Source organism: Bartonella sp. B1099, from assembly GCF_944801835.1.
Taxonomy (GTDB): domain Bacteria; phylum Pseudomonadota; class Alphaproteobacteria; order Rhizobiales; family Rhizobiaceae; genus Bartonella.
In genome coordinates this window covers 972,019-994,873 of the sequence record NZ_CALYLN010000001.1, presented here as the reverse complement: position 1 = coordinate 994,873, position 22,855 = coordinate 972,019, and the positions used below count along the sequence as shown (strand labels likewise).

Here is a 22,855-nt window from a genome sequence, read left to right as displayed (position 1 = left end):
GAAAGTTTAGAAGATTTTAAAACCATGGCAAACAAAATAAATGAACAAAATAATAGTCAAACATCTTCTAATAATGAAAAAGATCCCTCTCAACAGACGAATCATACAGAAAAATATTCCCTGATGAATCATTTGTTTTCATTCTTGCGCGGCCGTAATTGTGCATCTACGTCACTGCGCGATGATCTTACCGTTGCACTTGCGACTAACAATGAAAAAGATACCGCCCTCTTCTCACCTGAAGAACGTACTATGCTGCATAATATTTTACGCTTGCGTGAAGCACGCGTGGATGATGTTATGATACCGCGTTCTGAAATTGAAGCATTGGAAATAAATACCTCGCTTGGAGAAGCCCTTAAATGTTTCGCAAAAATTGGTCATTCTCGTATCCCTGTTTATGCTGAAACTTTAGATGACCCGCGCGGCATGATCCATATCCGCGATATTCTTAACTATATGACTCGCTTTATTATCAACCCTACAAAAACCGAACAGAAATCCGATTTGCTTCCGTTAAACCATACAGATTTACATACCCCCATCGGTGAATTGGATTTGATCCGAACCGTTCTCTTTGTTCCAAGTTCTATGCTTGCAAGCAAATTATTAACACGAATGCAAACCACACGAACACAAATGGCTTTAGTTATTGATGAACATGGAGGAACAGATGGTCTCGTTTCAATGGAAGATATTGTTGAATTGGTCGTGGGTGATATCGAAGATGAACATGATCATGTCGACAATGCGATCGTACGCGAACACAACAATAAGTGGCTCGTTGATGCAAGAACCGAATTAGAAGATGTGGAGAAAGCTCTTGGACCTGATTTCATCGTTGGAGAATATGGTGATGAGGTTGATACTATTGGTGGTTTAATTGTCTCCATTCTTGATCGTATTCCTGCAAAAGGTGAAGTTGTCGAAGCTGTTCCTGGCTATAAATTCCGTATTTTAGAAGCTGATAAACGCCGAATTAAGCGATTGCGCATTTTTCGCATTCCAGAAAATGAAAATTTTGAAAACAATGCCATCTCTAAAAAATAGTCGAGCGTTTTTAAACAATTTTATCGTTTTTTTGTTCTCTATTACCAGCTGGAAGCGACAAGCATGGATATTTCTATGTGGTGCTCTTACTTCCCTTGCACTGCCACCCTTTTATTTAACACCTCTTTGCTTTCTCACTTTTCCCATTTTTATCGTTTTACTTGACTCAATACAATCCTCTCCAAACAATAAAAAATATTTTTTTACCTACGCTTTAAGCTGTGGAACCTTTGGTTTTAGTTATTTTATTTGCGGACTTTGGTGGCTCTGCAATGCTTTGTTGACAGATCCAGATTCTTTTGGTTGGGCGGTCCCATTAGCTATTTTATTTCCTCCTCTCTACCTTTCTCTTTATTGGTTTTTTTCTGGTTTCATTGTCGGTTTATTATGGACAAAAGGAATAGCACGTTTTTTCGTTTTAGCCTTTGCCTTAGGATTGGCCGAGTGGTTGCGTGCGTTCTTATTCACAGGATTTCCGTGGAATGCTCTTGGCTATACAGCCATGCCAACCCCGATGTTCATGCAATCTGATGCAATCGTAGGACTTTACGGAATGAATATTCTTGCTGTCTTAACCTACAGTTTGCCAACAGTTTTATTAACAAATGAAAAAAAGAAAGCGGCACTTTCTCTTTGCTTATCACTTATATTCATTCATAGTAGTTTTGGATTTTATCGTCTCCATACGATAGAGAATACAGCTGAAGATCAAAAGAGCAATTATTGGGTGCGCATTATTCAACCTTCTATCCAACAAAATATAAAATTGCGCGATAATACACGAGAAGCTATATTGGAAGCGCATATGAATCTGAGTGCAACACCAATAACTGATAAAAATCCAGAACCCGATTTTATCGTATGGCCTGAAGCATCCGTTCCTTACCTTCTCTATGATAATTCATCTATCACAATGCGCATTGCCTCTCTTTTAAAACCTAAACAATGGGCTATTATTGGAGCGATACGCACCAGTGATGATCTCCCTTATTCCCAAACACAATATTTTAATACAATTGCAGTCATTAATGCTCAAGGTAATATTTTACACACTTCCGATAAACTTCATTTGGTCCCTTTTGGTGAGTATCTTCCTTATCAGAATTTATTGGAAAAAATTGGATTGCGTATTCTCGCTGATAATATTGGTGGATATAGTGCTGCACATGTACGCAAAACTGTCACAATGCCAAACGGATTTTCTTATCTACCGTTGATTTGTTATGAAGCAATATTTCCTCATGAAATGACTTTTAAAGGTTCTCCGCCTCAAGCAATCATTAATGTTACAAATGATGCATGGTTTGGTGTAACACCAGGCCCCTATCAACATCTTCAACAAGCACAGCTTCGTGCCATTGAACTGGGAATTCCCCTCATACGAGCAGCCAATAATGGAATATCAGCTGTTATTGATTCTTATGGACGAATCGTTGTAGCTCTTCAACAAAATGCTGTGGGCATTATTGATTCAAAAATTCCATCAGCCATTACCCCTATAGGAAGCAATGAATACAGAACTTTCGCTACTTTTATCTTATTCATCCTTATGCTATTGTGTCGTATTGGTTTTGGTTTTACAAAACAGCCTAAGTGATTCAAGTGCTCATTGTACGGTATTATGTTGCGTTTACCAGTAATATTGGGAAAAAATATTACATATTATTTTAATTGTATGATAAACCAACTTCGCATAAATCTGATGTTGGTTTAAAAGAAAAGTGCTGGAAATTAAAGAGTTGCATTATGACCGAAACTAGAAAAAAACCTGACCCTATCGATATTTATGTTGGAACTCGTATCCGTTTACGTCGTAATATTTTAGGACTTACTCAAGAAAAACTAGGTGAAAAATTAGGTATTACTTTTCAGCAAATTCAAAAATATGAAAAAGGAACCAACCGTATTGGTGCCAGTCGTCTTCAAGCGATAGCAGAAATTATGGATGTTCCTGTTTCTTACTTTTTTGATAAAGGTCTTACCTCTCAACAAGTAGAAGGTTTTGCTGAAAGTGATCACAATTTTATGGACTTTTGTTCTAGCAGCGAAGGTATCCAGCTCATGCGAGCTTTTACGAATATATCTGATGCTAAAGTGCGTCGAAAAATCATTGACTTGGCAAAAGCACTTTCTGAGGAAGATTTGACAGATAAGCTATAAAATTAAAAATTATATTTTTCTCTCTTGTTCACATCAATTTGTATTGACGATTTGCTATGATATTGGCAAATCGTAGCGATTTTAGTAGGCAATTAATTGAATTGTTGGTTTTCTTTTTTGAAGGAGTTCCTATGCCGCATCAAGATTATCTTTTTACGAGCGAATCGGTATCGGAAGGGCATCCTGATAAAATTTGTGATCGTATTTCTGATGAAATCGTTGATATGATCTACAAAGAAGCACAAAAAACTGGTACTGATCCGTGGCTAGTGCGCGTTGCTTGTGAAACTCTCGTCAGTGTCAACCGTGTTGTTATCGCCGGTGAAGTTCGTGTTCCTGATACGTTTTTGAAAAAAGATAAAAATAAAGAATTTATTTATGATGAAACTGGCTTTCCACTCATTAATCCTACGCGTTTTCGTACGGCAGCGCGCCGTGCTATTCGTGCCATTGGCTATGAACAAGCAGGTTTCCATTGGAAAACTGTTAAAATTGATGTTCTTTTGCGCCCGCAATCCGCTGACATTGCAAGAGGCGTTGATAATGCGATGGATCGGCATGGTGAAGAAGGAGCAGGTGATCAAGGCATCATGTTTGGATATGCTTGCCGTGAGACACCTGACCTTATGCCTGCGCCAATTTATTATGCGCATAAAATTCTCAAACTTCTTGCTACAGCCCGCCATAAAGGAGAAGGAGAAACTGGGAAATTAGGACCAGATGCTAAAAGCCAAATCACCATACGCTATAAAGATGGAAAACCCATAGAAGTAACATCCATCGTTCTTTCAACACAGCATCTTGACGAAAGTTGGGATTCCAATAAAGTCCGCACAGTCGTTGAGCCTTATATTCGTCAAGCTTTACATGATATTCCCATTTCAGCTCAATGCAGTTGGTATATTAACCCAACAGGAAAATTTGTCATTGGTGGCCCTCAAAGCGATGCTGGACTGACGGGACGCAAAATTATCGTGGATACTTACGGAGGAGCAGCCCCCCATGGAGGCGGTGCTTTTTCAGGAAAAGACACAACAAAAGTTGATCGTTCTGCAGCCTATGCAGCACGCTATCTGGCTAAAAACATTGTTGCTGCTCATTTAGCAGAGCGGTGCACCATTCAGCTCTCCTATGCAATTGGTATTGCGCAACCTTTATCGATTTATCTTAATCTTCATGGAACAGGAAAAGTCGATGAAAAGGTTATTGAAGCAGCCATTCGAAAAATAATGGACCTTTCTCCTACTGGAATTCGCAAACATCTTGATCTTAATAAACCGATCTACACAAAAACAGCGGCTTACGGTCATTTTGGGCGAAAACCAAAGCATGATGGTTCATTTTCATGGGAAAAAACTGATCTCGTGAAAACGCTTCAAACAATGATCAAAATTCCATGATTAAATATAATACACGCAAGAGTGAAGCCTTTTTTGGACGCCGACAAGGAAAGCAGCTGCGAAACAATCAGCTTGAACGTATAAAAATGCTTCTCCCTTATTTTAATATTGATTTGAATGTCCCTCCTCCCTCAAATCTTACATCCTTATTTTCGAGCAAAGTAAAAGAAATTCGACTTGAAATTGGCTTTGGGGGCGGTGAACATTTACTCCATGAAATGGAACATTTTCCACAAACCGGTTTTATCGGCATCGAGCCTTTTATCAATGGCATGGCAAAAATATTGTTTTCCCTTGAACAGCAGGTACACTATCAAAATCATCTCCGTCTCTATAATGATGATGCTACACGCCTGCTTGATTGGCTCCCTGATAACTCACTTGATGGAATAGATCTTTTCTATCCTGATCCTTGGCCTAAAAAGAAACACTGGAAACGGCGTTTCATCAACGTAAAAAATCTTAACCGTTTTGCTCGCGTTCTTAAAACGGGGAAATTTTTTCGCTTTGCGAGCGATATAGACAGTTATGTAAACTGGACCCTCTATCATTGTGCACACCATGATCACTTTGAGTGGCAAGCAGAAAGCCCCAAAGATTGGAAGACCCCTTATCCACTATGGAAAGGAACCCGCTATGAAGCAAAAGCTTTACGCGAAGGACGAACGCCTACCTATCTTACCTTTATCAAGAAATAAAAGATCAAGCGCTTTTCTCATAAAGATCTTGAAAAATTTTGAATTTAAGAGTATCAGTAACTAAATTCTTGGTCTTATGATGAAGAGTGGGTCGTTGGACCTGCTCTTTTTTAATATCGTAAAACTGACGAAAATAACTTGGATAAAATGTATGAATGAAGCTGAAAAAATAAGCAATCTTGATGAGCCACGTCTTTTTGAAGAAGATGGTATCGAGGCAAGGATTGCTGCTCTTGTCATACCATTGCTTAAACCTTTAGGTTTTCGTTTGGTTCGTGTGAAGCTTCTTGGACAAAATGGTTTAACACTTCAAATTATGGTTGAACGAGCTGATGGTTCTCTAACGGTGGAAGATTGTGAAACTGTTAGTCGGACTGTTTCCCCCCTCCTTGATGTGGAAAATGTTATCGAACGCAAATATCATTTAGAAATCTCATCCCCTGGAATTGATCGTCCATTGGTAAGAAAATCCGATTTTTTTCATTGGCAAGGGCATCTTGCAAAAATTGAAACCAAAATAACCATTGATGGACGTCGAAAATTTCGTGGAACACTTACCAATATCACGCAAGATGGATTTATTTTAAACACTGATAAAGCTGCTTACGGAGAAGCCATGTATACCTCTATTTCCTTTTGTGATATCATAAGCGCGCATTTAGTGCTTACCGATGAGCTTATTCGCGATGCACTGAAAAAAAATAAAGATTTAAGTCAACAATTCATTCCCGAAGATAATCCTACCGACTCAATACAGACGCTCAATTTCAAAAAATAATATCACTGAGAAATACCCATCGTGTGGCACAAAGAAGGAGAAAATTGATGGCTACAAGCGCTAACAGACTTGAGATTCTGCAAATTGCAGATGCTGTTGCACGTGAAAAGTCAATCGACCGTGAAATTGTCATTTCTGCGATGGCTGATGCCATTCAGAAAGCAGCACGTTCTCGTTATGGTCAAGAAACCAATATTCGTGCTGAAATCAATTCCAAAACAGGTGAAATTAAATTACAACGCCTGCTTAAAATCGTTGATGTTGTTGAAGACTATACAACGGAAATTACTTTATCCGATGCACTCAAACGCCAAGCAGATGCAAAAATTGGTGATTTTTTTGCTGATCTTTTACCTCCTATGGATTTTGGACGCATCGCAGCACAATCTGCTAAACAGGTGATTGTACAAAAAGTACGTGACGCAGAGCGTGATCAGCAATATGAAGAATTCAAAAATAAAGTTGGTGAAATTATTTCTGGTACAGTCAAGCGTGTGGAATATGGCAATGTTATCGTTGATCTAGGACGCGGTGAAGCTATTGTGCGTCGTGATGAATTAATTCCCCGTGAATCCTTCCGCTATGGAGACCGTATTCGTGCTTTTGTTAATGATGTACACCGTGAAACACGTGGACCACAAATTTTCCTTTCACGCACACATCCTCAATTTATGGTAAAACTTTTCACGATGGAAGTTCCAGAAATTTATGATGGTATTATAGAAATCAAATCGGTTGCCCGCGATCCAGGTTCACGAGCCAAAATTGCTGTTGTTTCACGCGATGGTTCCATTGATCCTGTTGGCGCATGTGTGGGAATGCGAGGAAGCCGTGTGCAGGCCGTTGTTGCAGAGTTACAAGGCGAAAAAATTGATATTATTCCTTGGTCGCCTGATGCTGCAACATTTGTCGTTAATGCACTGCAACCTGCTGAAGTTTCTAAAATCATTCTTGATGAAGATGCTGAACGCATTGAAATCATTGTTCCGGATGACCAACTCAGCCTTGCTATTGGACGACGTGGACAAAATGTTCGCTTAGCTTCACAACTAACAGGATGGAACATTGATATTTTAACGGAAAAGGAAGAATCTGAAAATCGTCAAAAAGAATTTACTGAACGCAGTAAATTGTTTATGGAAGCCTTAGAGGTTGACGAAATGATCGGACAGGTTATGGCATCAGAGGGTTTTTCTTCTATTGAAGAAATTGCCTATATTGATCTTGAAGAAATTGCTTCTATTGATGGTTTTGACCATGATACCGCTACTGAAATCCAAAGTCGGGCCCGCGAATATCTTGAGCATCAAGAAAAAGAACTTGATGAAAAACGCAAAAAGCTCGGAGTTTCTGACGAATTGCGTACACTTCCTGGAATGACAAGTGCTATGCTGGTTGCTGTGGGTGAGGATGGTGTAAAAACAATAGAAGACTTTGCTGGCTATGCCGTTGATGATTTAGCGGGTTGGAGAGAACGTAAAGAAGGACAAACAAAAAACTTTTCTGGTATTTTAACCCCTTTTGACATTACACGCGCAGATGCAGAAGCTATGGTTTTAGCCGCACGTGTACAAGCAGGCTGGATAGACCAAGCTGATCTTGTTACAGAAAATCCTGTAGAAGATGAAAACTCTACAGAAAATGAGAAAACAGATGATTTGGATGTGGATACACTTTAAATGAATGAACGAACTTGCATTGTGACCCGACAAAATGCTTCAGCACAAACGCTGATCCGCTTTGTTATGGGGCCCAATAACCAAATTGTTCCTGATCTTAAAGCGAATTTACCAGGGCGTGGCGTTTGGATTTCTGCCCATCATGCTGTTATTGAGAAAGCGATCAAACAGAAAGCTTTTCATAAAAGTTTTAAAACAGAGGTTGAGGTTGCACCAAATCTTGTGCATATTGTTGATACGCTTTTACTCAAAGCTGCTCTGTCAAGCCTTTCCATGGCAAGAAAAGCAGGCGCTGTTGTCATGGGAGCAACCAAGGTTGACGCTGCTATCCGCTCTGGTCAAGTTATTCTTGTACTTCATGCTAAAGAATCAACAGAAGATGGAAAACGAAAAATTGCACAGGCCATCCATACAATACAACAACAAACAAATCGGACGATAAAAACCATATCTTTATTTACAAGTGATGAAATGCGCATGGCTTTTGGCTCTAATCCTGTCATGCACGCAGCCTTATTGGACACAAAAGCTGCTGAAGGATTTCTTAAAACAACATATAAATTGATCAGCTATCGTGATGACAAGCATAATAAGCACGGTGAGATGACGGCACTAGCCGTGAAGGAAGTACAATGAGTGAAAATAACAACGACAAAACAACAGGCAAGAAGACACTAACTCTCAAGCGGTCTGTCTTGGAAACGAGTACGGTCAAACAAAATTTTAGCCATGGTCGTACGAAGGCTGTCGTTGTCGAAACCAAACGGCGTAAAATTACGCGACCTGATGAAAAAGCTGAGACCCTGCAGCCTATTACAAAACCGCATGTGGCACCCCAGCGCTCTAAACCCCGTTTTGAGGAAAAAAAACCTCAGGAATCTGTGGCCAAAAGCAATCTTTCATCGGCTGAAATGGAAGCAAGACTTCGCGCATTAGAAGAAGCACATATCCAAGAAAGGATAATGCGAGAACAAGCTGAAAAAGAAGCAAGACACGCTAAAGAGCGTGAAGAAATTTTAAAGCAAGAAATCAAAGAAAAAGAAATACTTCAAAAACAAGAAGAAGAAAAATCACCGGTACAGATTCCACCTGTTTTTTCTGAGTCTCCCCTCATCGAAAAGACAGATATTCCTCTTACGCCTAAAAACACAGCGATGATTGAAAAGCGCAAAATAGATGAAAATAAAGAGGAAGAACGGCATAGCCGACGTGCTAATCCTGCTAAATCAGAAATACGTGCACCAAAAGTTATCAAAGGAGCTGATGAGCGACGCCGTGGAAAACTGACTCTTAATAGCGCGCTGGACGATGAAGGAAGTGCGCGGGGGCGATCAATGGCAGCAATGCGACGCAGACAGGAAAAGTTTAAGCGTGCACAAAACCAAGAACCAAGAGAAAAAATTTCTCGCGAAGTTGTTCTTCCTGAAACGATTACCATTCAAGAGCTTGCACAACGTATGACTGAGCGTTCTGTTGATGTCATTAAATTTTTAATGAAACAAGGACAAATGATGAAACCTGGCGATGTTATTGATGCAGACGTTGCCGAACTCATTGCTGTTGAATTTGGTCATACTGTTAAACGTGTTTTAGAATCTGACGTAGAGGAAGGTATCTTTAATATAACGGATAATCCTCAAAATATGCAACCGCGTCCCCCTGTTGTAACCATTATGGGCCATGTTGACCACGGAAAAACTTCTCTTCTGGATGCAATTCGCAAAGCCAATGTTGTTTCTGGTGAAGCAGGTGGCATTACGCAGCATATTGGAGCCTATCAAGTAGAACAAAACGGTCAAAAAATTACCTTTATTGATACACCGGGGCATGCAGCATTTACTGCTATGCGTGCCCGTGGGGCTCGTGTTACCGATATTGCCGTTCTTGTTGTCGCCGCTGATGATAGTGTCATGCCGCAGACGATTGAATCAATTAATCACGCCAAAGCTGCTGGTGTCCCTATTATTGTTGCTATCAACAAAATTGATAAACCAGCTGCGAATGCACAAAAAGTGCGTACAGAACTTTTACAACACGAAGTGTTTGTTGAAACGATGGGCGGTGAAACTTTGGACGTTGAAGTTTCCGCTAAAACGGGTCAAAATCTTGATAAACTTCTCGAAGCTATCCTCCTTCAGGCTGAAATGCTTGATCTAAAAGCAGATTCTCAACGAACTGCAGAGGGCGTTGTCATTGAAGCCAAATTGGACCGTGGACGCGGATCTGTTGCAACCGTTCTTGTTCAAAAAGGGACATTACATCCTTCTGATATTATTGTTGCCGGAAATGAATGGGGGCGGGTGCGTGCTTTGATTGATGATCATGGTCGCCATGTTAAAGAAGCCGTTCCTTCTACACCAATTGAAATTTTAGGCATGCAAGGAACACCACTAGCCGGAGATCGTTTTGCGGTTGTCACGCATGAAGCAAAAGCACGCGAAATTTCTGAATACCGTCAACGATTAGCACGTGATAAAGCTGTTGCTCGACAAACTGGTTCACGTGGTTCTCTTGAACAGATGATGACAAAATTGCAAACCACTGGTGTTAAAGAATTTTCTCTTATTATCAAAGGGGATGTGCAAGGATCCATTGAAGCAATCGCTTCGGCATTGGAGAAACTAGGAAATGATGAGGTTCGTGCACGTGTTGTCCATTCTGGTGCTGGAGGAATTACCGAAAGTGATATTTCTCTTGCGGAAGCTTCTAACTCAGCTGTAATTGGTTTTAATGTTCGAGCCAATAAACAGGCGCGTGATTTTGCTAAAACACAAGGAATTGAAATTCGTTATTACAACATCATTTATGATCTTGTTGATGATATCAAAGCAGCCATGTCTGGTCTCCTCTCACCAGAACAGCGTGAAACTTTCCTTGGTAATGCTGAAATTCTAGAAGTCTTTAACATTACGAAAATCGGAAAAGTCGCTGGATGTCGTGTTACAGAAGGTAAAATAGAACGAGGAGCCGGTGTTCGCCTTATCCGAGATAATATCGTTATTCACGAAGGAAAACTGAAAACACTCAAACGCTTTAAAGATGAAGTCAATGAAGTGCAAAGTGGTCAAGAATGTGGAATAGCATTTGAAAATTATGAGGATATGCGCGCAGGAGACATCATTGAAACCTTCCGTATCGAACATATTAATCGCACATTATAAAAGAATCCAACAGCCTTTACTCTGTTTAAAAATGAGAAAAGTTATTGGAATTCTATACACAATATCTCTTTTTTTCCTTATCTGGATAGTCAAAAAAAAAGAGGTTTTGGAGCAAGGATAAAACTTTGATGAAAAATGCAGGACCATCACAACGGCAACTTAGAGTAGCAGAGCAAGTCCGTCATGCAGTAGCGCATATACTACAGCGTGATATTTTGCTTGATGATGTCTTGAAAGATGTTGTCATTTCTGTCTCTGAAGTGCGCATGTCACCAGATTTAAAAATTGCTACTTGCTTTGTATTACCTCTCAGCACACTTAAAAATTCTTCCCATACCGATGTTGTTGATACCCTCAATAAACATAGTCGTTTTCTCCGTAGAGAGATCAGTCATGCGTTACGACAAATGAAATATATGCCAGAACTGCGTTTCCGGCTTGATAATAGTTTTGATAATTTTTCAAAAATTGATGCCCTCCTCCGGTCACCTGAGGTTGCGCGTGATCTTCATAGTGGTAAAGATGAGGATTAAAGAAATGACACGGCAACGCAAAAAAAAAGGGCGTCCTGTTTCTGGCTGGATCATATTTGATAAACCAAAAGGCATGAAATCAACAGAAGCTGTTTCACAAATCAAATGGCTCTTTCACGCACAAAAAGCAGGACATGCAGGTACGCTTGATCCTCTTGCTTCTGGTCTTCTCCCCATTGCCTTAGGTGAAGCAACCAAAACCGTTCCTTACGTGATGCAAGGAAAAAAAACTTACCGTTTTCATATCGCTTGGGGGCAAGAACGTTCAACAGATGATCGAGAAGGAGAAATAACGAAAACATCTCTCAAACGTCCAACACAAGAAGAAATACTTGCTCTTCTTCCTCAATATACAGGTATTATTTTGCAAACACCTCCACAATTTTCAGCAATCAAAATTGCTGGAAATCGCGCTTATGATCTCGCGCGTGAAGGGGAAGTCGTTGAAATTACGCCCCGTGAAGTGGAAATAGAAACTTTCAAATTAATAGAAATGCCTACCAAAGAGTCCTCTGTCTTTGAAATAACCTGCGGGAAAGGAACTTATGTGCGCTCGCTAGCACGCGATATGGGACGTGATCTGGGTTGCTATGGGCATATCGCTGATTTAAGACGTATTGCTGTCGCACCTTTTGATGAAGAGGATCTCATTACATGGGATGAACTAAAAGCAGCAATATCGCCCAATAAAAACACCACAGATGAAAATAAGAGTTCTTTTGAAAAAGACTTCTCAACACTCGATGAACTGTTAATTGAAACGGGAGCTGCATTAGATTGTCTCCCTCATTATCCGCTTACCGGAAGCCAAGCACAGAGAGTTATGAGGGGGCATTCTATTCCTTTATGTGCTGATAAAACACCTCTTGATGAAGAGGAGGTTTGTCTCCTCTATAAGGAACAACTTCTTGCTATTGGCATTCTCGGTAAAGGTCTATTTAAACCAAAGCGGATTTTCACAATTTAAGTGACTCTTTCTTATAACCATCTCTTGTTGAAAGATCTTATTCCCTATAAGATTAAGAGAAATATGTTGCTTTTCATTTCTCTACACTCACCGCATTCATATCAAGATTTAAAAACGATGTGAAAAACCAAAACATTATACACTGTGTCATCCCCTTAATGTCACACCCCTCATATTTGAGAAGCTTCATAAAAGGCTTTTTTATTTCTTTTTCAATCGTTTTAACCTATACGTTTTCCCCCATTTTTAATGGGTAAGAAAATAATTTGGATTGATTTAATATAAATAAGATCAATAGATTTAAAATGAGAGAAGCTTTAATTTTTAAGGCTATCACTTAACATAAAAAAATAACAAAATATCATTATAAATCAATTTTTTAACCATAAAATAGCTCATTTTTTGTGCTTATGCTAATCAATTGATCTCAAAAATATAACAACCATATTGAAAAGCTTAAGGAAGATGATCAGAAGGAACTTTTAAAAGCATCTCATTGACTTGGGGAATTGTCTGTCGTTCAATCATGCGGTGTACTCTTATACCGTTAGGAGCACAATTTAAATGGCGCAAACGCTTATTAACTTCAGCATCCGCTTTTGTACGACGATGATTATGGCGTAAATAATCTACCCATGTTGGCATATGATAAGCCTCTGTCCAATATTCTGGTCTTTCAAGATCTCGTAAAAGGACCCATTGGCGCGCACCATCACGTAAACGAATATGGCGTCGACGCGTCATCACTTTGAGAAACTCTTCCAGATCATTTTCATGAATTTGATAATCAATCATGATCATGATCGGGCCACTTCTTGCTTTTAAGTCGAGTAAAAGTTCTGGCTCTCGAAAATGATCAAGAGGATTCAAATCTATTTGAGGAATTTCTTGAATTCTAAATTTTACCCCCGCAAGAGCCCCAACAATCAAGAATAGAGAACAAACACTCAAAGCAATTGTTGGAGAATAACCATCCGCCAAAGCTCCCCAAATTGCACTTCCAACAGCCATCCCGCCATAAGATGCCGTTTGATAAAGTGCTAAAGCACGCGCAACAACCCAGCGTGGTGTAGAGAGTTGTACAGATGTATTAAACAATGATAATGCCAAAACCCAACTTAGGCCTGCAGGAAATAAAGCAATATGGCTTACAATCAATGAGCGGCTTATTCCCAATAAAAAGCAAGAAACGGCAAAACCAATAAATGCACTTGCAATAATTGTTTCTGAACGAAAATGATGCCGTACAAATGCATTAATAATCCCTGCTGTCATGGCTCCTAACCCAAAACAACCAAGCAATGTACCATAAAGAAGGGCACTTCCTCCGAGAACTTTATGCGCAACAATTGGCAAAAGGGCTAAAATCGAAATCGCCCCTATACCAAAAAGGAACGCTCGGACCATAATACTCAGAAGATTAGGCGACATCGCAACGTAACGTAAACCATCTGAAACAGCCCCTAACAGCCTTTCTCTTGGTAATGGGTTGTTTTCATCATTCGACTTCCAGAGAAATAATGCACCAATAAGAGGGATATAGCTTATAGCATTAAACAAAAAAGCAGCAGATGCCCCCAAAGATGCAATGATAGCACCTCCAATAGCAGGACCTATACTCCGCATCAAATTAAAGCCGACACTATTCAAACTAACAGCAGCAGGAATATTTTCCCTGCTCACAATATCTCCTATCGTTGCTTGCCAAGAAGGATTATAAAATGCTGTGCCACATCCAATCAAAAACGTAAAAAATAACAAAAGCCAAGGTGTTAGAAATCCCATATAGGCTAAAACAGATAAGATCATGGAGATAACCATCATCATAATCTGTGCGCTCAACATAATTTGACGCCGATTAAAATTGTCCGCTAATGCCCCTGCCATCAAAGAAAACATAACAAGTGGTAATGTTGTCGCACTCTGAACAAGCCCAACCATGGAATGCGAAGAACTAATTAACGCCATTAACCACCCTGCTCCAACAGCCTGTATCAGCCCCCCTAAATTAGAAATAAGAGTAGATGACCATAAATTTCGAAATACCGAATTACGAAAAAGCTTGAATGTTGAAATGCTCTGCATCTTTTCCCTCCAAATCGGTATTTATTACTTTTGTTACCACACATACGCTCATAATCTTTGTATCAAAAGGATGCATAAATCTTTAAAAAAATTCTCATAAAATCCTATTTAAATCAATATTTCAAAACAAAAGCCTTTATTAAAGAAAGACTTCAAAATGCTGTCAAGGACTAGTATTTTAACCTTCTTTCCTATATAAGAGCGAAAATAGGTGAGAGTCTTCGACTCTTCTTATTTCCTCGCAGACCCTGGCTGAACGACATCTCGGCTATGGGTGACTTTATGTTTCTTCGTTTTTTGAAAGGATGACACGATGTCGATTACAGCTGAACGTAAACAAGCTCTTGTCGCAGAATACGCAAATAAAGCTGGTGATACAGGATCACCAGAAGTACAGATTGCTGTACTTTCTGAACGTATTTCTAATTTAACAAACCACTTTAAATCTCACAAAAAAGATAACCATTCCCGCCGTGGTCTTTTAAAGATGGTGTCTCAACGCCGCCGCCTTCTTGATTATCTTAAAGGAGTTGACCAAAATCGTTATCAGACACTTATCAAAAAGTTAGGTTTGCGTCGCTAAAAGAAAAATGGGGTGGTGTAAAAAAACCACCCAGTTTTTCAATATGTTGCTTTTCGTTAAAAATTTTAAAAACTGACACGTTATTATGGGATAGGACTACTCATCATTTCGCATTTAAGGCGATTTATCTTTCTCTTTTCGTAACAAAGATAGAGGTAACTTGTTGTCTACCCGAGAGCTTGAAAATATGCTACGCAAAGTCAGAATGTGAGCAAATCAAAGATTTAAACACTGGTCATTAAGGATAAAAAATGTTCAAAACGCACAAGATAGAAATTGAATGGGCCGGGCGTCCGCTCACCCTTGAAACAGGGAAAATAGCGCGTCAAGCGGATGGTGCCGTGATTGCTACCTATGGGGAAACGATTGTCTTAGCAACCGTTGTATCGGCAAAAAACCCAAAACCAGACCAGGACTTTTTTCCACTCACCGTTAATTATCAAGAAAAATCCTATGCTGTTGGCCGAATACCTGGGGGCTATTTAAAACGCGAAAGTCGGCCAAGTGAACATGAAACTTTGGTTTCACGTTTGATTGATCGTCCCATTCGTCCTCTCTTTGTTGAGGGTTATAAAAATGATACACAAGTCATTGTTTCTGTTATACAGCATGATCTCGAAAATAATCCCGATGTCCTTGCGATGATTGCTGCCTCTGCCGCATTAACCCTATCAGGCGTTCCTTTCATGGGGCCTATAGCGGGTGCCCGCGTTGGTTATTGTAACGGACAATATGTTCTCAATCCTCATATCGATGAAATGCCTGAATCAAAACTTGATCTCGTAGTTGCTGGAACAGAAAGTGCTGTATTGATGGTTGAATCAGAAGCACAAGAATTACCAGAAGATATTATGTTGGGTGCTGTGATGTTCGGTCACAAAGGCCTTCAACCTGTCATTGATGCCATTATCAAGCTTGCTGAGGTGGCTGCAAAAGATCCTCGTGATTTTGTTCCTGAAGATCTTTCTGACCTTGAAAAAGCAATGCAAGAAATGGCCGAACAGGGTATACGAAAGGCCTACACAATTACTGATAAGCAAGAACGTTATGCCGCAATTGATGCCCTAAAAACAGAAGTTATCAGTAAATTTATGCCAGAAACAGAAGATGACTGTCAATTTAGTGCTGACCAAATTGCAACCGTCTTTAAACAGTTGCAAGCAAAAATTGTTCGCGGAAACATTCTTGATACAGAAAGGCGTATTGATGGACGCAATCTTTCTACTGTGCGCCCTATTCAATCAGAAGTAAGTATTTTGCCCCGTACACATGGATCTGCACTCTTTACCCGAGGAGAAACACAAGCAATTGTCGTTGCAACATTGGGGACTGGTGAAGATGAACAATATGTTGATGCCTTAACGGGGATGTACAAGGAAACGTTCCTTCTTCATTACAATTTTCCCCCATTTTCAGTAGGGGAAACAGGACGCCTTGGTTCTCCTGGTCGTCGTGAAATTGGACATGGAAAATTAGCATGGCGAGCAATTCACCCCATGTTGCCAACGAAAGAATCTTTTCCTTATACCATTCGTGCTGTCTCAGAAATTACTGAATCTAACGGATCTTCTTCTATGGCAACGGTTTGTGGAACATCGCTTGCTCTCATGGATGCTGGTGTTCCGCTCGCGCGCCCCGTTGCAGGTATTGCCATGGGATTGATTAAAGAAGGAGAACGCTTTGCTGTTCTGTCTGATATCTTAGGGGATGAAGATCACCTTGGAGATATGGATTTTAAAGTTGCAGGAACAGAAAATGGTATTACTGCTTTGCAAATGGATATCAAAATTGACGGTATTACCGAAGAGATTATGAAAATCGCACTTGAACAAGCCAAAGACGGCCGAATCCATATCCTTCATGAAATGGGCAAAGCTTTAACCAGTGCACGCGCTGAACTTAGCGAATTTTCGCCACGTATTGAAGTTATGAATATTGCTGTTGATAAAATTCGCGATGTGATCGGCTCTGGTGGTAAAGTTATTCGAGAAATTGTGGAACAAACTGGAGCAAAAATTAATATTGAAGATGATGGGACCATTAAAATTGCTTCTGCTGATGCTAAAACCATTGAAGCAGCAAAACGCTGGATCCATTCTATCGTCGATGAACCTGAAGTTGGTGCTATCTACCAAGGAACAGTTGTAAAAACTGCAGACTTTGGTGCATTTATAAACTTTTTTGGTTCTCGTGATGGGCTCGTTCATATCTCTCAACTTGCATCAGAACGCATCACCAAAACAACAGATGTTGTTAAGGAAGGTGATAAAGTTTGGGTTAAACTCATGGGCTTTGATGAGCGTGGAAAAGTTCGGTTATCCATGAAGGTTGTTGATCAAGAAACCGGAAAAGAAATGACCGATGATCAATCGATGAAAGAAGAAAAGTGCATGGATGAAAAAAAGCAACCTGAAAATAAGCGCCGTCGGAAGAAAAAAGAAGAGTAAGTTTTTCTTCTTATCGTAATCATGAAGTGCCATCCCAGCATTGGAATGGCATTTTTCTTTGAAAGAGCCATATGTGTTATCATTTTTGCCTTTTGAAAATCATGCTCTCCCGTATCCAGATCCAAGCCAATGCTGGTTAAGTTTTGGTTTAACGGAGGTCCCTGCGCCAGAATGGGCGAAAAATTTAAAAATTATCACGCCTTGGCGACCAGATTTTTTAAAATTTGTCGATACTCAATTTCACTGCTCTCCTCAAATAGATAAAACTCTCATCTATGATGGTGCATTTTTGCACCTCAGCAAATATCGTGGTTTTAACCAAAATTGTTTTCTTGATTTATTAGAATGCGTTAAACCAAGTGGATGGATTGTAATCAGTGGGAATAAAACATCTGGTGCTGCTTCAATGATGAAATGGGTCAAAACCATTGTCCCCATAACCAATAAACTATCTAAAAATCATGGTCTCGTATTTTGGCTGCAAGTTCCTCCACAAATAGAGAAACAAAATATTGCACAATTGCGCTCACCACCGCTCTCTTTTGATAAATTTCAAACCACTTCTGGCATGTTCTCACATGGTCGTATTGATTTAGGATCTGCTGCCCTTGCTTCTTATATGCCCAAAGTTATTTCTGGGAAAACAGCTGATTTTGGAGCTGGCTGGGGCTATCTTTCTCACGTTGCACTTGAAAGCAATGTAAAACTGACAACTCTTGATCTTTATGAAGCAGATTACAACGCTTTGAAAGCAGCAAAACAGCACCTTAACCTCACAACAGCCCCTTTTCCAATTCATTTTTATTGGCATGACCTTGTGCATGAGCCTGTCACAAATCTGTATGACACAATCATTTCAAATCCACCGTTTCACACACAACAAACGACAGATATCTCCTTAGGAAAATATTTTATTATAAATGCTGCAAAATGTCTAAGGCCAGGTGGCAGTCTGCTGCTTGTTGCAAACCGCCACCTTCCTTATGAAACATTGTTAAAAGATATTTTCCGCTCAGTATTGATCCATGAACAAGCTCATGGTTTCAAAATTATCGAAGCACGAAAATAAACAAAACAGGCAATATCTCTAAAGAATAAAACGGGAAAGATCGATATCAGCAGCGAGCTCACCAATAGATTTTCTCACATAAGCAGCATCAATTTTAAACGATGTTCCAGCTTTATCCGGCGCTGTAAAAGAAATCTCATCCAAAACGCGCTCCATAACGGTTTGTAAACGACGTGCCCCTATGTTTTCAATCCTTGCATTTAAATCTACAGCAATATCTGCTAAAGCATCAATCGCATCATCGGTAATTTCCAAATGAACCTCTTCCGTTGCCATAAGAGCAATATATTGTTTAATCAAACTCGCTTCTGGTTCCGTTAGAATGCGTCGTAAATCTTCTCTTGTTAAAGGGTTGAGCTCCACACGGATAGGCAAACGTCCTTGAAGTTCCGGTAATAAATCAGATGGCTTGGAAACATGAAATGCACCAGAAGCAATAAAGAGAATATGATCTGTTTTGATTTGCCCATATTTTGTAGCAATTGTTGTTCCTTCCACCAAAGGCAAAAGATCACGTTGGACGCCCTCACGCGAAACCGTAGCACTGGCTCCACCATCCCTGGTTGCAATTTTATCAATCTCGTCGATAAAAACAATACCGTCATTTTCAGCAACACGAAGTGCTTCTTGAATAATTTGTTCCTGATCAAGGAGTTTTTCAGATTCATCATCAATGAGTGGTTTAAAAGCATCCCGTACTGTCGTTTTACGGACTTTTGTACGACTGCCCATTTTGCCCAAAATATCGGATAAATTCATAATCCCCATTTGCGCCCCAGGCATACCAGGAATATCAAAGGTTGAAGCACTATTGCTATTATTATCAGCTACTTCAATTTCAATCTCTTTCTCATCTAATTCACCGTCACGCAGTTTTTTGCGAAAACTATCACGGGTAGCTGGACTTGCTGTTTTACCAACAAGGGCATCTAAAACGCGCTCTTCAGCATTCACATGAGCCTTTTCTTTTATTTCATCGCGTTTCTTTTCACGCACAAGAGAAATGGCAATCTCAACAAGGTCTCGAATAATTTGCTCAACATCACGCCCCACATAACCAACTTCAGTAAATTTAGTCGCTTCTACTTTCACGAAAGGAGCTCCAGAAAGTTTTGCTAATCGACGTGCGATCCCTGTCTTACCAACACCTGTTGGCCCTATCATTAAAATATTTTTTGGCATCACTTCTTCACGCATCGGCTCATTAAGCTGTTGTCTACGCCACCGGTTACGCAGTGCAATAGCTACAGAACGTTTGGCATCATTTTGGCCAATAATAAAACGATCAAGTTCAGAAACAGTCTCACGAGGGGAAAATACAACACACATTTAAATAGCTTTCTCTAAAGAAGATAATTCTGCATCCAATGTTTCAATCGTAAAATGATCATTGGTGTAAACACAAATTTTAGCGGCAATAGCCATAGCTTTACGGGCAATCGTTTCGGCATCCAAATCCAAGTCCATGAGTGCCCGCGCTGCTGAAAGAGCAAAATTTCCTCCAGAACCAATGGCCATAACCCCATCTTCTGGTTCTAAGACATCACCAAGCCCTGTTAGAGCTAAAGTTACTTTCTTATCAGCCACGAGCATCATTGCTTCTAGACGACGCAAATAGCGATCTGTTCGCCAATCCTTTGCAAGTTCTACACATGCACGCATAAGCTGATCAGGATATTGCTCAAGCTTTGTTTCCAATCTTTCCAATAATGTGAAAGCATCTGCCGTAGCACCTGCAAAACCAGCAATAACCACTCCGCTCTTCCCAAGACGACGGACTTTACGTGCATTGCCTTTCATAATCGTCTGTCCAAGAGAGACCTGACCGTCACCAGCCATCACGACTTTGCCACCTTTTCGTACCGTAATAATCGTTGTACCATACATTATGTCTGGCTTATGTTCTGTCATAAGGACACTCCTTAAATATTACTTTTCTTTTTAATATTATCTTTTCATCCAATGTAAAACTCAATGATTATTGTCCTATTTAAGAACATATACAGCAAAACACAATGATTCAGCATCACTCAATTTGTTGAAATTGAAAAAATGATATTATTGTTGTCAATGTAAATTACTGCTAAATAGTTTTATGTAAACAGTTTGTGCCTTTATAGAGGAAAATTATGAAAAAAATAGCTATAGGAACCTTAGGTGGAACAATTGCAATGACTGCTGATCGTTTTGGTCACATGCAACCGACTTTAACCTCAGATAATCTCATAAAAAGTGTTCCTGATTTAAACAAGGTTGCTGATATTCATGCACAAACATTAATGCAAATGCCAAGTGGATCTTTATCTTTTAAAATTCTTTTTGAAATAATCGAGTGGGCAAAACAACAAATAAACGCTGGCGCAAAAGGAATTGTTTTAACGCAAGGAACTGATACTTTGGAAGAAACTGCTTTTTTTCTTTCTCTTTATTGGAAAGAAGCTGAACCACTTATCATAACCGGTGCTATGCGTACCCCTCACGAAGCAGGTGCTGATGGCCCCGCTAATATTTTAGCAGCAACGCGTGTCGCGGCCGCCCCACAAAGTCGTAATAGAGGCGTTCTTGTTGTCATTAATGATACGATTCATTCACCTTATTGGCTCTATAAAAGCCATACCGTCAAGGTTGAAACATTTCAATCAGGCCTTGCAGGTATCTTGGGAACTATTTTAGAGGGAAAACTTATTTATTTCAATGATCGAAAATTTTTTCCGACAACGTTTGATCCCCCCCAAAACTACGATCATCAAATTGCACTTCTCTACTCCTCTTTATCATCTGATGCACACTTAATGAAACTCTGCCTTGAAAGTGGACATTATACTGGACTTGTTATCGCTGGTTTTGGTGCAGGACACTGTAGTTTTCAAGAAGCAGATCTTGTACAACAATACGCACAAAAAATACCCATCATTATTGCGAGTCGTTGTTGTAATGGCTCAACAACTCGTATAACTTATGGCTATAAAGGTTCAGAAATCGATATGATTGCTTCGGGTGCTCTTATGTCTGGTTATTTGTCAGCCGTAAAAGCGCGCCTCCTTTTATGGGCTTTTTTGGCACAAGGGTACTCATTGGCACAAATCCATGCACTCTGGAATGACTGGACGATAAGTTAATAAAAATGATCTGTTATCTTAAAGAAGAGAGCATGCAAAAAAATTTATTTGAACACAAAGCAGCTCATCTGTCCGCTCTTAATCAAGCGCTGCGGCAAAAAATTTCGATAAATAAAAATGATTGATACGACTATAAAAAAAATTAATCAGGAAGATAATTTGGTCAAATCCATTTCTGACCGATATTCACCCTATCGTGTTTTTACAGCGCAAGAATGGTCAGAGTTTCGTGCGGACACACCTCTTACTTTAACTTTTGATGAAATTAAGCGTTTACGCTCTATTGATGATCCTATCGATCTTGAAGAAGTCCAACGCATTTACCTTTCTTTATCGCGTCTGCTCTCATGCCATGTTGAAGCAGTGCAGGAACTTTTTCACAAACGTCAGCAGTTTCTCCATCAAGAAGAGAGTCAAAAAACACCCTTTATTATTGGAATAGCTGGTTCTGTAGCCGTAGGAAAATCAACCACCGCTCGTATCCTTCAAGAATTATTGAAACGTTGGACATTTAGCCTTAAAGTTGATCTGATCACAACGGATGGTTTTCTCTATCCTAATGCGATCTTAGAGCAAAAAAATCGTATGAATCGTAAAGGATTTCCTGATTCCTACGACATTAAAAAATTGCTGTGCTTTCTCTCAGCGATAAAAGCAGGTATCGGAAATGTCTCTGCTCCTCTTTATTCTCATATGACTTATGATGTTTTAGAAAATCAGACAATTACCATTGACCGCCCTGATATTTTAATTATTGAAGGGATTAATGTATTACAGGTTAGCGATCTTCCTAAAGATGGGAAAGCCATTCCTTTCGTGTCGGATTTTTTTGATTTTTCAATCTATGTCGATGCCGAAACAGAAGTCATTCGTCACTGGTATTTAGAGCGTTTTAAACGTTTACGTAAAACAGCTTTTCAAAATCCTGAATCCTATTTTCATCGTTATGCCCTACTCAATGAAAAAGAAGCCTCAAAAATCGCTGAGGATCTTTGGCAAACGATTAATTTAAAAAATTTACAAGAAAACATATTGCCAACACGACCACGATCCAATCTCATTCTACGAAAGGGAAAAAATCATTTGGTCGAGTATGTCGCACTTAGACGACTATAAGGATTTCATA

At 39.6% G+C, this 22,855-nt stretch carries 19 protein-coding genes; 16 read left to right on the top strand and 3 right to left on the bottom strand.

What is annotated here, in order from left to right; genetic code table 11:
- Nucleotides 1-24: 24 nt before the first annotated feature.
- From NNJ73_RS04075 to truB, 11 genes are all read left to right on the top strand, one after another.
- Nucleotides 25-1,050 carry a hemolysin family protein gene (locus tag NNJ73_RS04075; RefSeq protein WP_254492830.1) on the top strand — a complete coding sequence of 342 codons (1,026 nt, stop codon included), beginning with the start codon at nt 25-27 and terminating at the stop codon, nt 1,048-1,050.
- Complete coding sequence (lnt, locus tag NNJ73_RS04070) at nt 1,013-2,647, top strand: apolipoprotein N-acyltransferase (protein ID WP_371923234.1); 1,635 nt, start codon at nt 1,013-1,015, stop codon at nt 2,645-2,647. The genes NNJ73_RS04075 and lnt overlap by 38 nt, the downstream gene beginning before the upstream one ends.
- 149 nt (nt 2,648-2,796) lie before the next feature.
- Nucleotides 2,797-3,210 carry a helix-turn-helix domain-containing protein gene (locus NNJ73_RS04065; RefSeq protein WP_005774131.1) on the top strand — a complete coding sequence of 138 codons (414 nt, stop codon included), beginning with the start codon at nt 2,797-2,799 and terminating at the stop codon, nt 3,208-3,210.
- A 131-nt stretch (nt 3,211-3,341) separates the two neighbouring features.
- Nucleotides 3,342-4,610: a methionine adenosyltransferase gene (metK, locus tag NNJ73_RS04060; RefSeq protein WP_254492828.1), complete on the top strand. Its 1,269-nt coding sequence runs from the start codon at nt 3,342-3,344 to the stop codon at nt 4,608-4,610.
- A complete protein-coding gene (locus NNJ73_RS04055) occupies nt 4,607-5,308 on the top strand; it encodes a tRNA (guanine(46)-N(7))-methyltransferase TrmB (RefSeq protein ID WP_254492827.1) in 702 nt (233 codons plus the stop codon). Before metK ends, NNJ73_RS04055 begins: the two co-directional genes overlap by 4 nt.
- A gap of 151 nt (nt 5,309-5,459) precedes the next feature.
- A complete protein-coding gene (gene rimP, locus NNJ73_RS04050; RefSeq protein WP_254492826.1) occupies nt 5,460-6,086 on the top strand; it encodes a ribosome maturation factor RimP in 627 nt (208 codons plus the stop codon).
- 47 nt (nt 6,087-6,133) lie between these two features.
- A complete protein-coding gene (nusA, locus tag NNJ73_RS04045) occupies nt 6,134-7,765 on the top strand; it encodes a transcription termination factor NusA (protein WP_254492825.1) in 1,632 nt (543 codons plus the stop codon).
- Nucleotides 7,766-8,401: an RNA-binding protein gene (locus NNJ73_RS04040; protein ID WP_254492824.1), complete on the top strand. Its 636-nt coding sequence runs from the start codon at nt 7,766-7,768 to the stop codon at nt 8,399-8,401.
- Entirely contained in the window at nt 8,398-10,926 is a 2,529-nt protein-coding gene (infB, locus tag NNJ73_RS04035; RefSeq protein ID WP_254492823.1) for a translation initiation factor IF-2, read from the top strand. The genes NNJ73_RS04040 and infB overlap by 4 nt, the downstream gene beginning before the upstream one ends.
- A 128-nt stretch (nt 10,927-11,054) precedes the next feature.
- Nucleotides 11,055-11,459: a 30S ribosome-binding factor RbfA gene (rbfA, locus tag NNJ73_RS04030; protein WP_254492822.1), complete on the top strand. Its 405-nt coding sequence runs from the start codon at nt 11,055-11,057 to the stop codon at nt 11,457-11,459.
- A gap of 4 nt (nt 11,460-11,463) precedes the next feature.
- On the top strand, nt 11,464-12,426 hold the full coding sequence (truB, locus tag NNJ73_RS04025; protein ID WP_254492821.1) for a tRNA pseudouridine(55) synthase TruB: 963 nt from the start codon (nt 11,464-11,466) through the stop codon (nt 12,424-12,426).
- Between the two features lie 456 nt (nt 12,427-12,882).
- Here the strand turns inward: truB and NNJ73_RS04020 are convergent, their stop codons facing one another.
- The gene (locus NNJ73_RS04020) at nt 12,883-14,511 is read right to left on the bottom strand and encodes an MFS transporter (protein ID WP_254492820.1); all 1,629 of its coding nucleotides are present in this window, start codon (nt 14,509-14,511) and stop codon (nt 12,883-12,885) included.
- A gap of 313 nt (nt 14,512-14,824) precedes the next feature.
- Between NNJ73_RS04020 and rpsO the strand changes: the two genes are divergently transcribed.
- The 3 genes from rpsO (at nt 14,825) to NNJ73_RS04005 (ending at nt 18,610) form a co-directional block, all read left to right on the top strand.
- Nucleotides 14,825-15,094 carry a 30S ribosomal protein S15 gene (gene rpsO, locus NNJ73_RS04015; RefSeq protein ID WP_254473402.1) on the top strand — a complete coding sequence of 90 codons (270 nt, stop codon included), beginning with the start codon at nt 14,825-14,827 and terminating at the stop codon, nt 15,092-15,094.
- Nucleotides 15,095-15,345: 251 nt separating this feature from the next.
- Nucleotides 15,346-17,541 carry a polyribonucleotide nucleotidyltransferase gene (pnp, locus tag NNJ73_RS04010; RefSeq protein ID WP_254492819.1) on the top strand — a complete coding sequence of 732 codons (2,196 nt, stop codon included), beginning with the start codon at nt 15,346-15,348 and terminating at the stop codon, nt 17,539-17,541.
- Between the two features lie 73 nt (nt 17,542-17,614).
- Nucleotides 17,615-18,610 carry a class I SAM-dependent methyltransferase gene (locus tag NNJ73_RS04005; RefSeq protein WP_254492818.1) on the top strand — a complete coding sequence of 332 codons (996 nt, stop codon included), beginning with the start codon at nt 17,615-17,617 and terminating at the stop codon, nt 18,608-18,610.
- Nucleotides 18,611-18,628: 18 nt separating this feature from the next.
- Here NNJ73_RS04005 and hslU read toward each other — a convergent pair whose 3' ends face one another.
- Complete coding sequence (gene hslU, locus NNJ73_RS04000; RefSeq protein WP_254492817.1) at nt 18,629-19,939, bottom strand: ATP-dependent protease ATPase subunit HslU; 1,311 nt, start codon at nt 19,937-19,939, stop codon at nt 18,629-18,631.
- A complete protein-coding gene (gene hslV / locus NNJ73_RS03995) occupies nt 19,940-20,521 on the bottom strand; it encodes an ATP-dependent protease subunit HslV (protein ID WP_012230625.1) in 582 nt (193 codons plus the stop codon).
- Nucleotides 20,522-20,739: 218 nt separating this feature from the next.
- Between hslV and NNJ73_RS03990 the strand changes: the two genes are divergently transcribed.
- Nucleotides 20,740-21,729, top strand: a complete 990-nt coding sequence (locus NNJ73_RS03990) for an asparaginase (RefSeq protein WP_254492816.1) — start codon at nt 20,740-20,742, stop codon at nt 21,727-21,729.
- Nucleotides 21,730-21,900: 171 nt separating this feature from the next.
- Nucleotides 21,901-22,845, top strand: a complete 945-nt coding sequence (gene coaA, locus NNJ73_RS03985) for a type I pantothenate kinase (RefSeq protein ID WP_254493213.1) — start codon at nt 21,901-21,903, stop codon at nt 22,843-22,845.
- The last annotated feature ends 10 nt before the right edge of the window (nt 22,846-22,855 follow it).

Bases quoted from the DNA above. Each gene is read 5' to 3' on its own strand.
- hslU (WP_254492817.1), bottom strand. From the start codon at position 19,939: ATGTGTGTTGTATTTTCCCCTCGTGAGACTGTTTCTGAACTTGATCGT.
- NNJ73_RS04040 (WP_254492824.1), top strand. From the start codon at position 7,766: ATGAATGAACGAACTTGCATTGTGACCCGACAAAATGCTTCAGCACAA.
- pnp (WP_254492819.1), top strand. From the start codon at position 15,346: ATGTTCAAAACGCACAAGATAGAAATTGAATGGGCCGGGCGTCCGCTC.
- nusA (WP_254492825.1), top strand. From the start codon at position 6,134: ATGGCTACAAGCGCTAACAGACTTGAGATTCTGCAAATTGCAGATGCT.
- NNJ73_RS04065 (WP_005774131.1), top strand. From the start codon at position 2,797: ATGACCGAAACTAGAAAAAAACCTGACCCTATCGATATTTATGTTGGA.
- rbfA (WP_254492822.1), top strand. From the start codon at position 11,055: ATGAAAAATGCAGGACCATCACAACGGCAACTTAGAGTAGCAGAGCAA.
- NNJ73_RS04020 (WP_254492820.1), bottom strand. From the start codon at position 14,511: ATGCAGAGCATTTCAACATTCAAGCTTTTTCGTAATTCGGTATTTCGA.
- NNJ73_RS04075 (WP_254492830.1), top strand. From the start codon at position 25: ATGGCAAACAAAATAAATGAACAAAATAATAGTCAAACATCTTCTAAT.
- lnt (WP_371923234.1), top strand. From the start codon at position 1,013: ATGAAAATTTTGAAAACAATGCCATCTCTAAAAAATAGTCGAGCGTTT.
- NNJ73_RS03990 (WP_254492816.1), top strand. From the start codon at position 20,740: ATGAAAAAAATAGCTATAGGAACCTTAGGTGGAACAATTGCAATGACT.
- NNJ73_RS04055 (WP_254492827.1), top strand. From the start codon at position 4,607: ATGATTAAATATAATACACGCAAGAGTGAAGCCTTTTTTGGACGCCGA.
- truB (WP_254492821.1), top strand. From the start codon at position 11,464: ATGACACGGCAACGCAAAAAAAAAGGGCGTCCTGTTTCTGGCTGGATC.
- infB (WP_254492823.1), top strand. From the start codon at position 8,398: ATGAGTGAAAATAACAACGACAAAACAACAGGCAAGAAGACACTAACT.
- metK (WP_254492828.1), top strand. From the start codon at position 3,342: ATGCCGCATCAAGATTATCTTTTTACGAGCGAATCGGTATCGGAAGGG.
- rimP (WP_254492826.1), top strand. From the start codon at position 5,460: ATGAATGAAGCTGAAAAAATAAGCAATCTTGATGAGCCACGTCTTTTT.
- hslV (WP_012230625.1), bottom strand. From the start codon at position 20,521: ATGACAGAACATAAGCCAGACATAATGTATGGTACAACGATTATTACG.
- rpsO (WP_254473402.1), top strand. From the start codon at position 14,825: ATGTCGATTACAGCTGAACGTAAACAAGCTCTTGTCGCAGAATACGCA.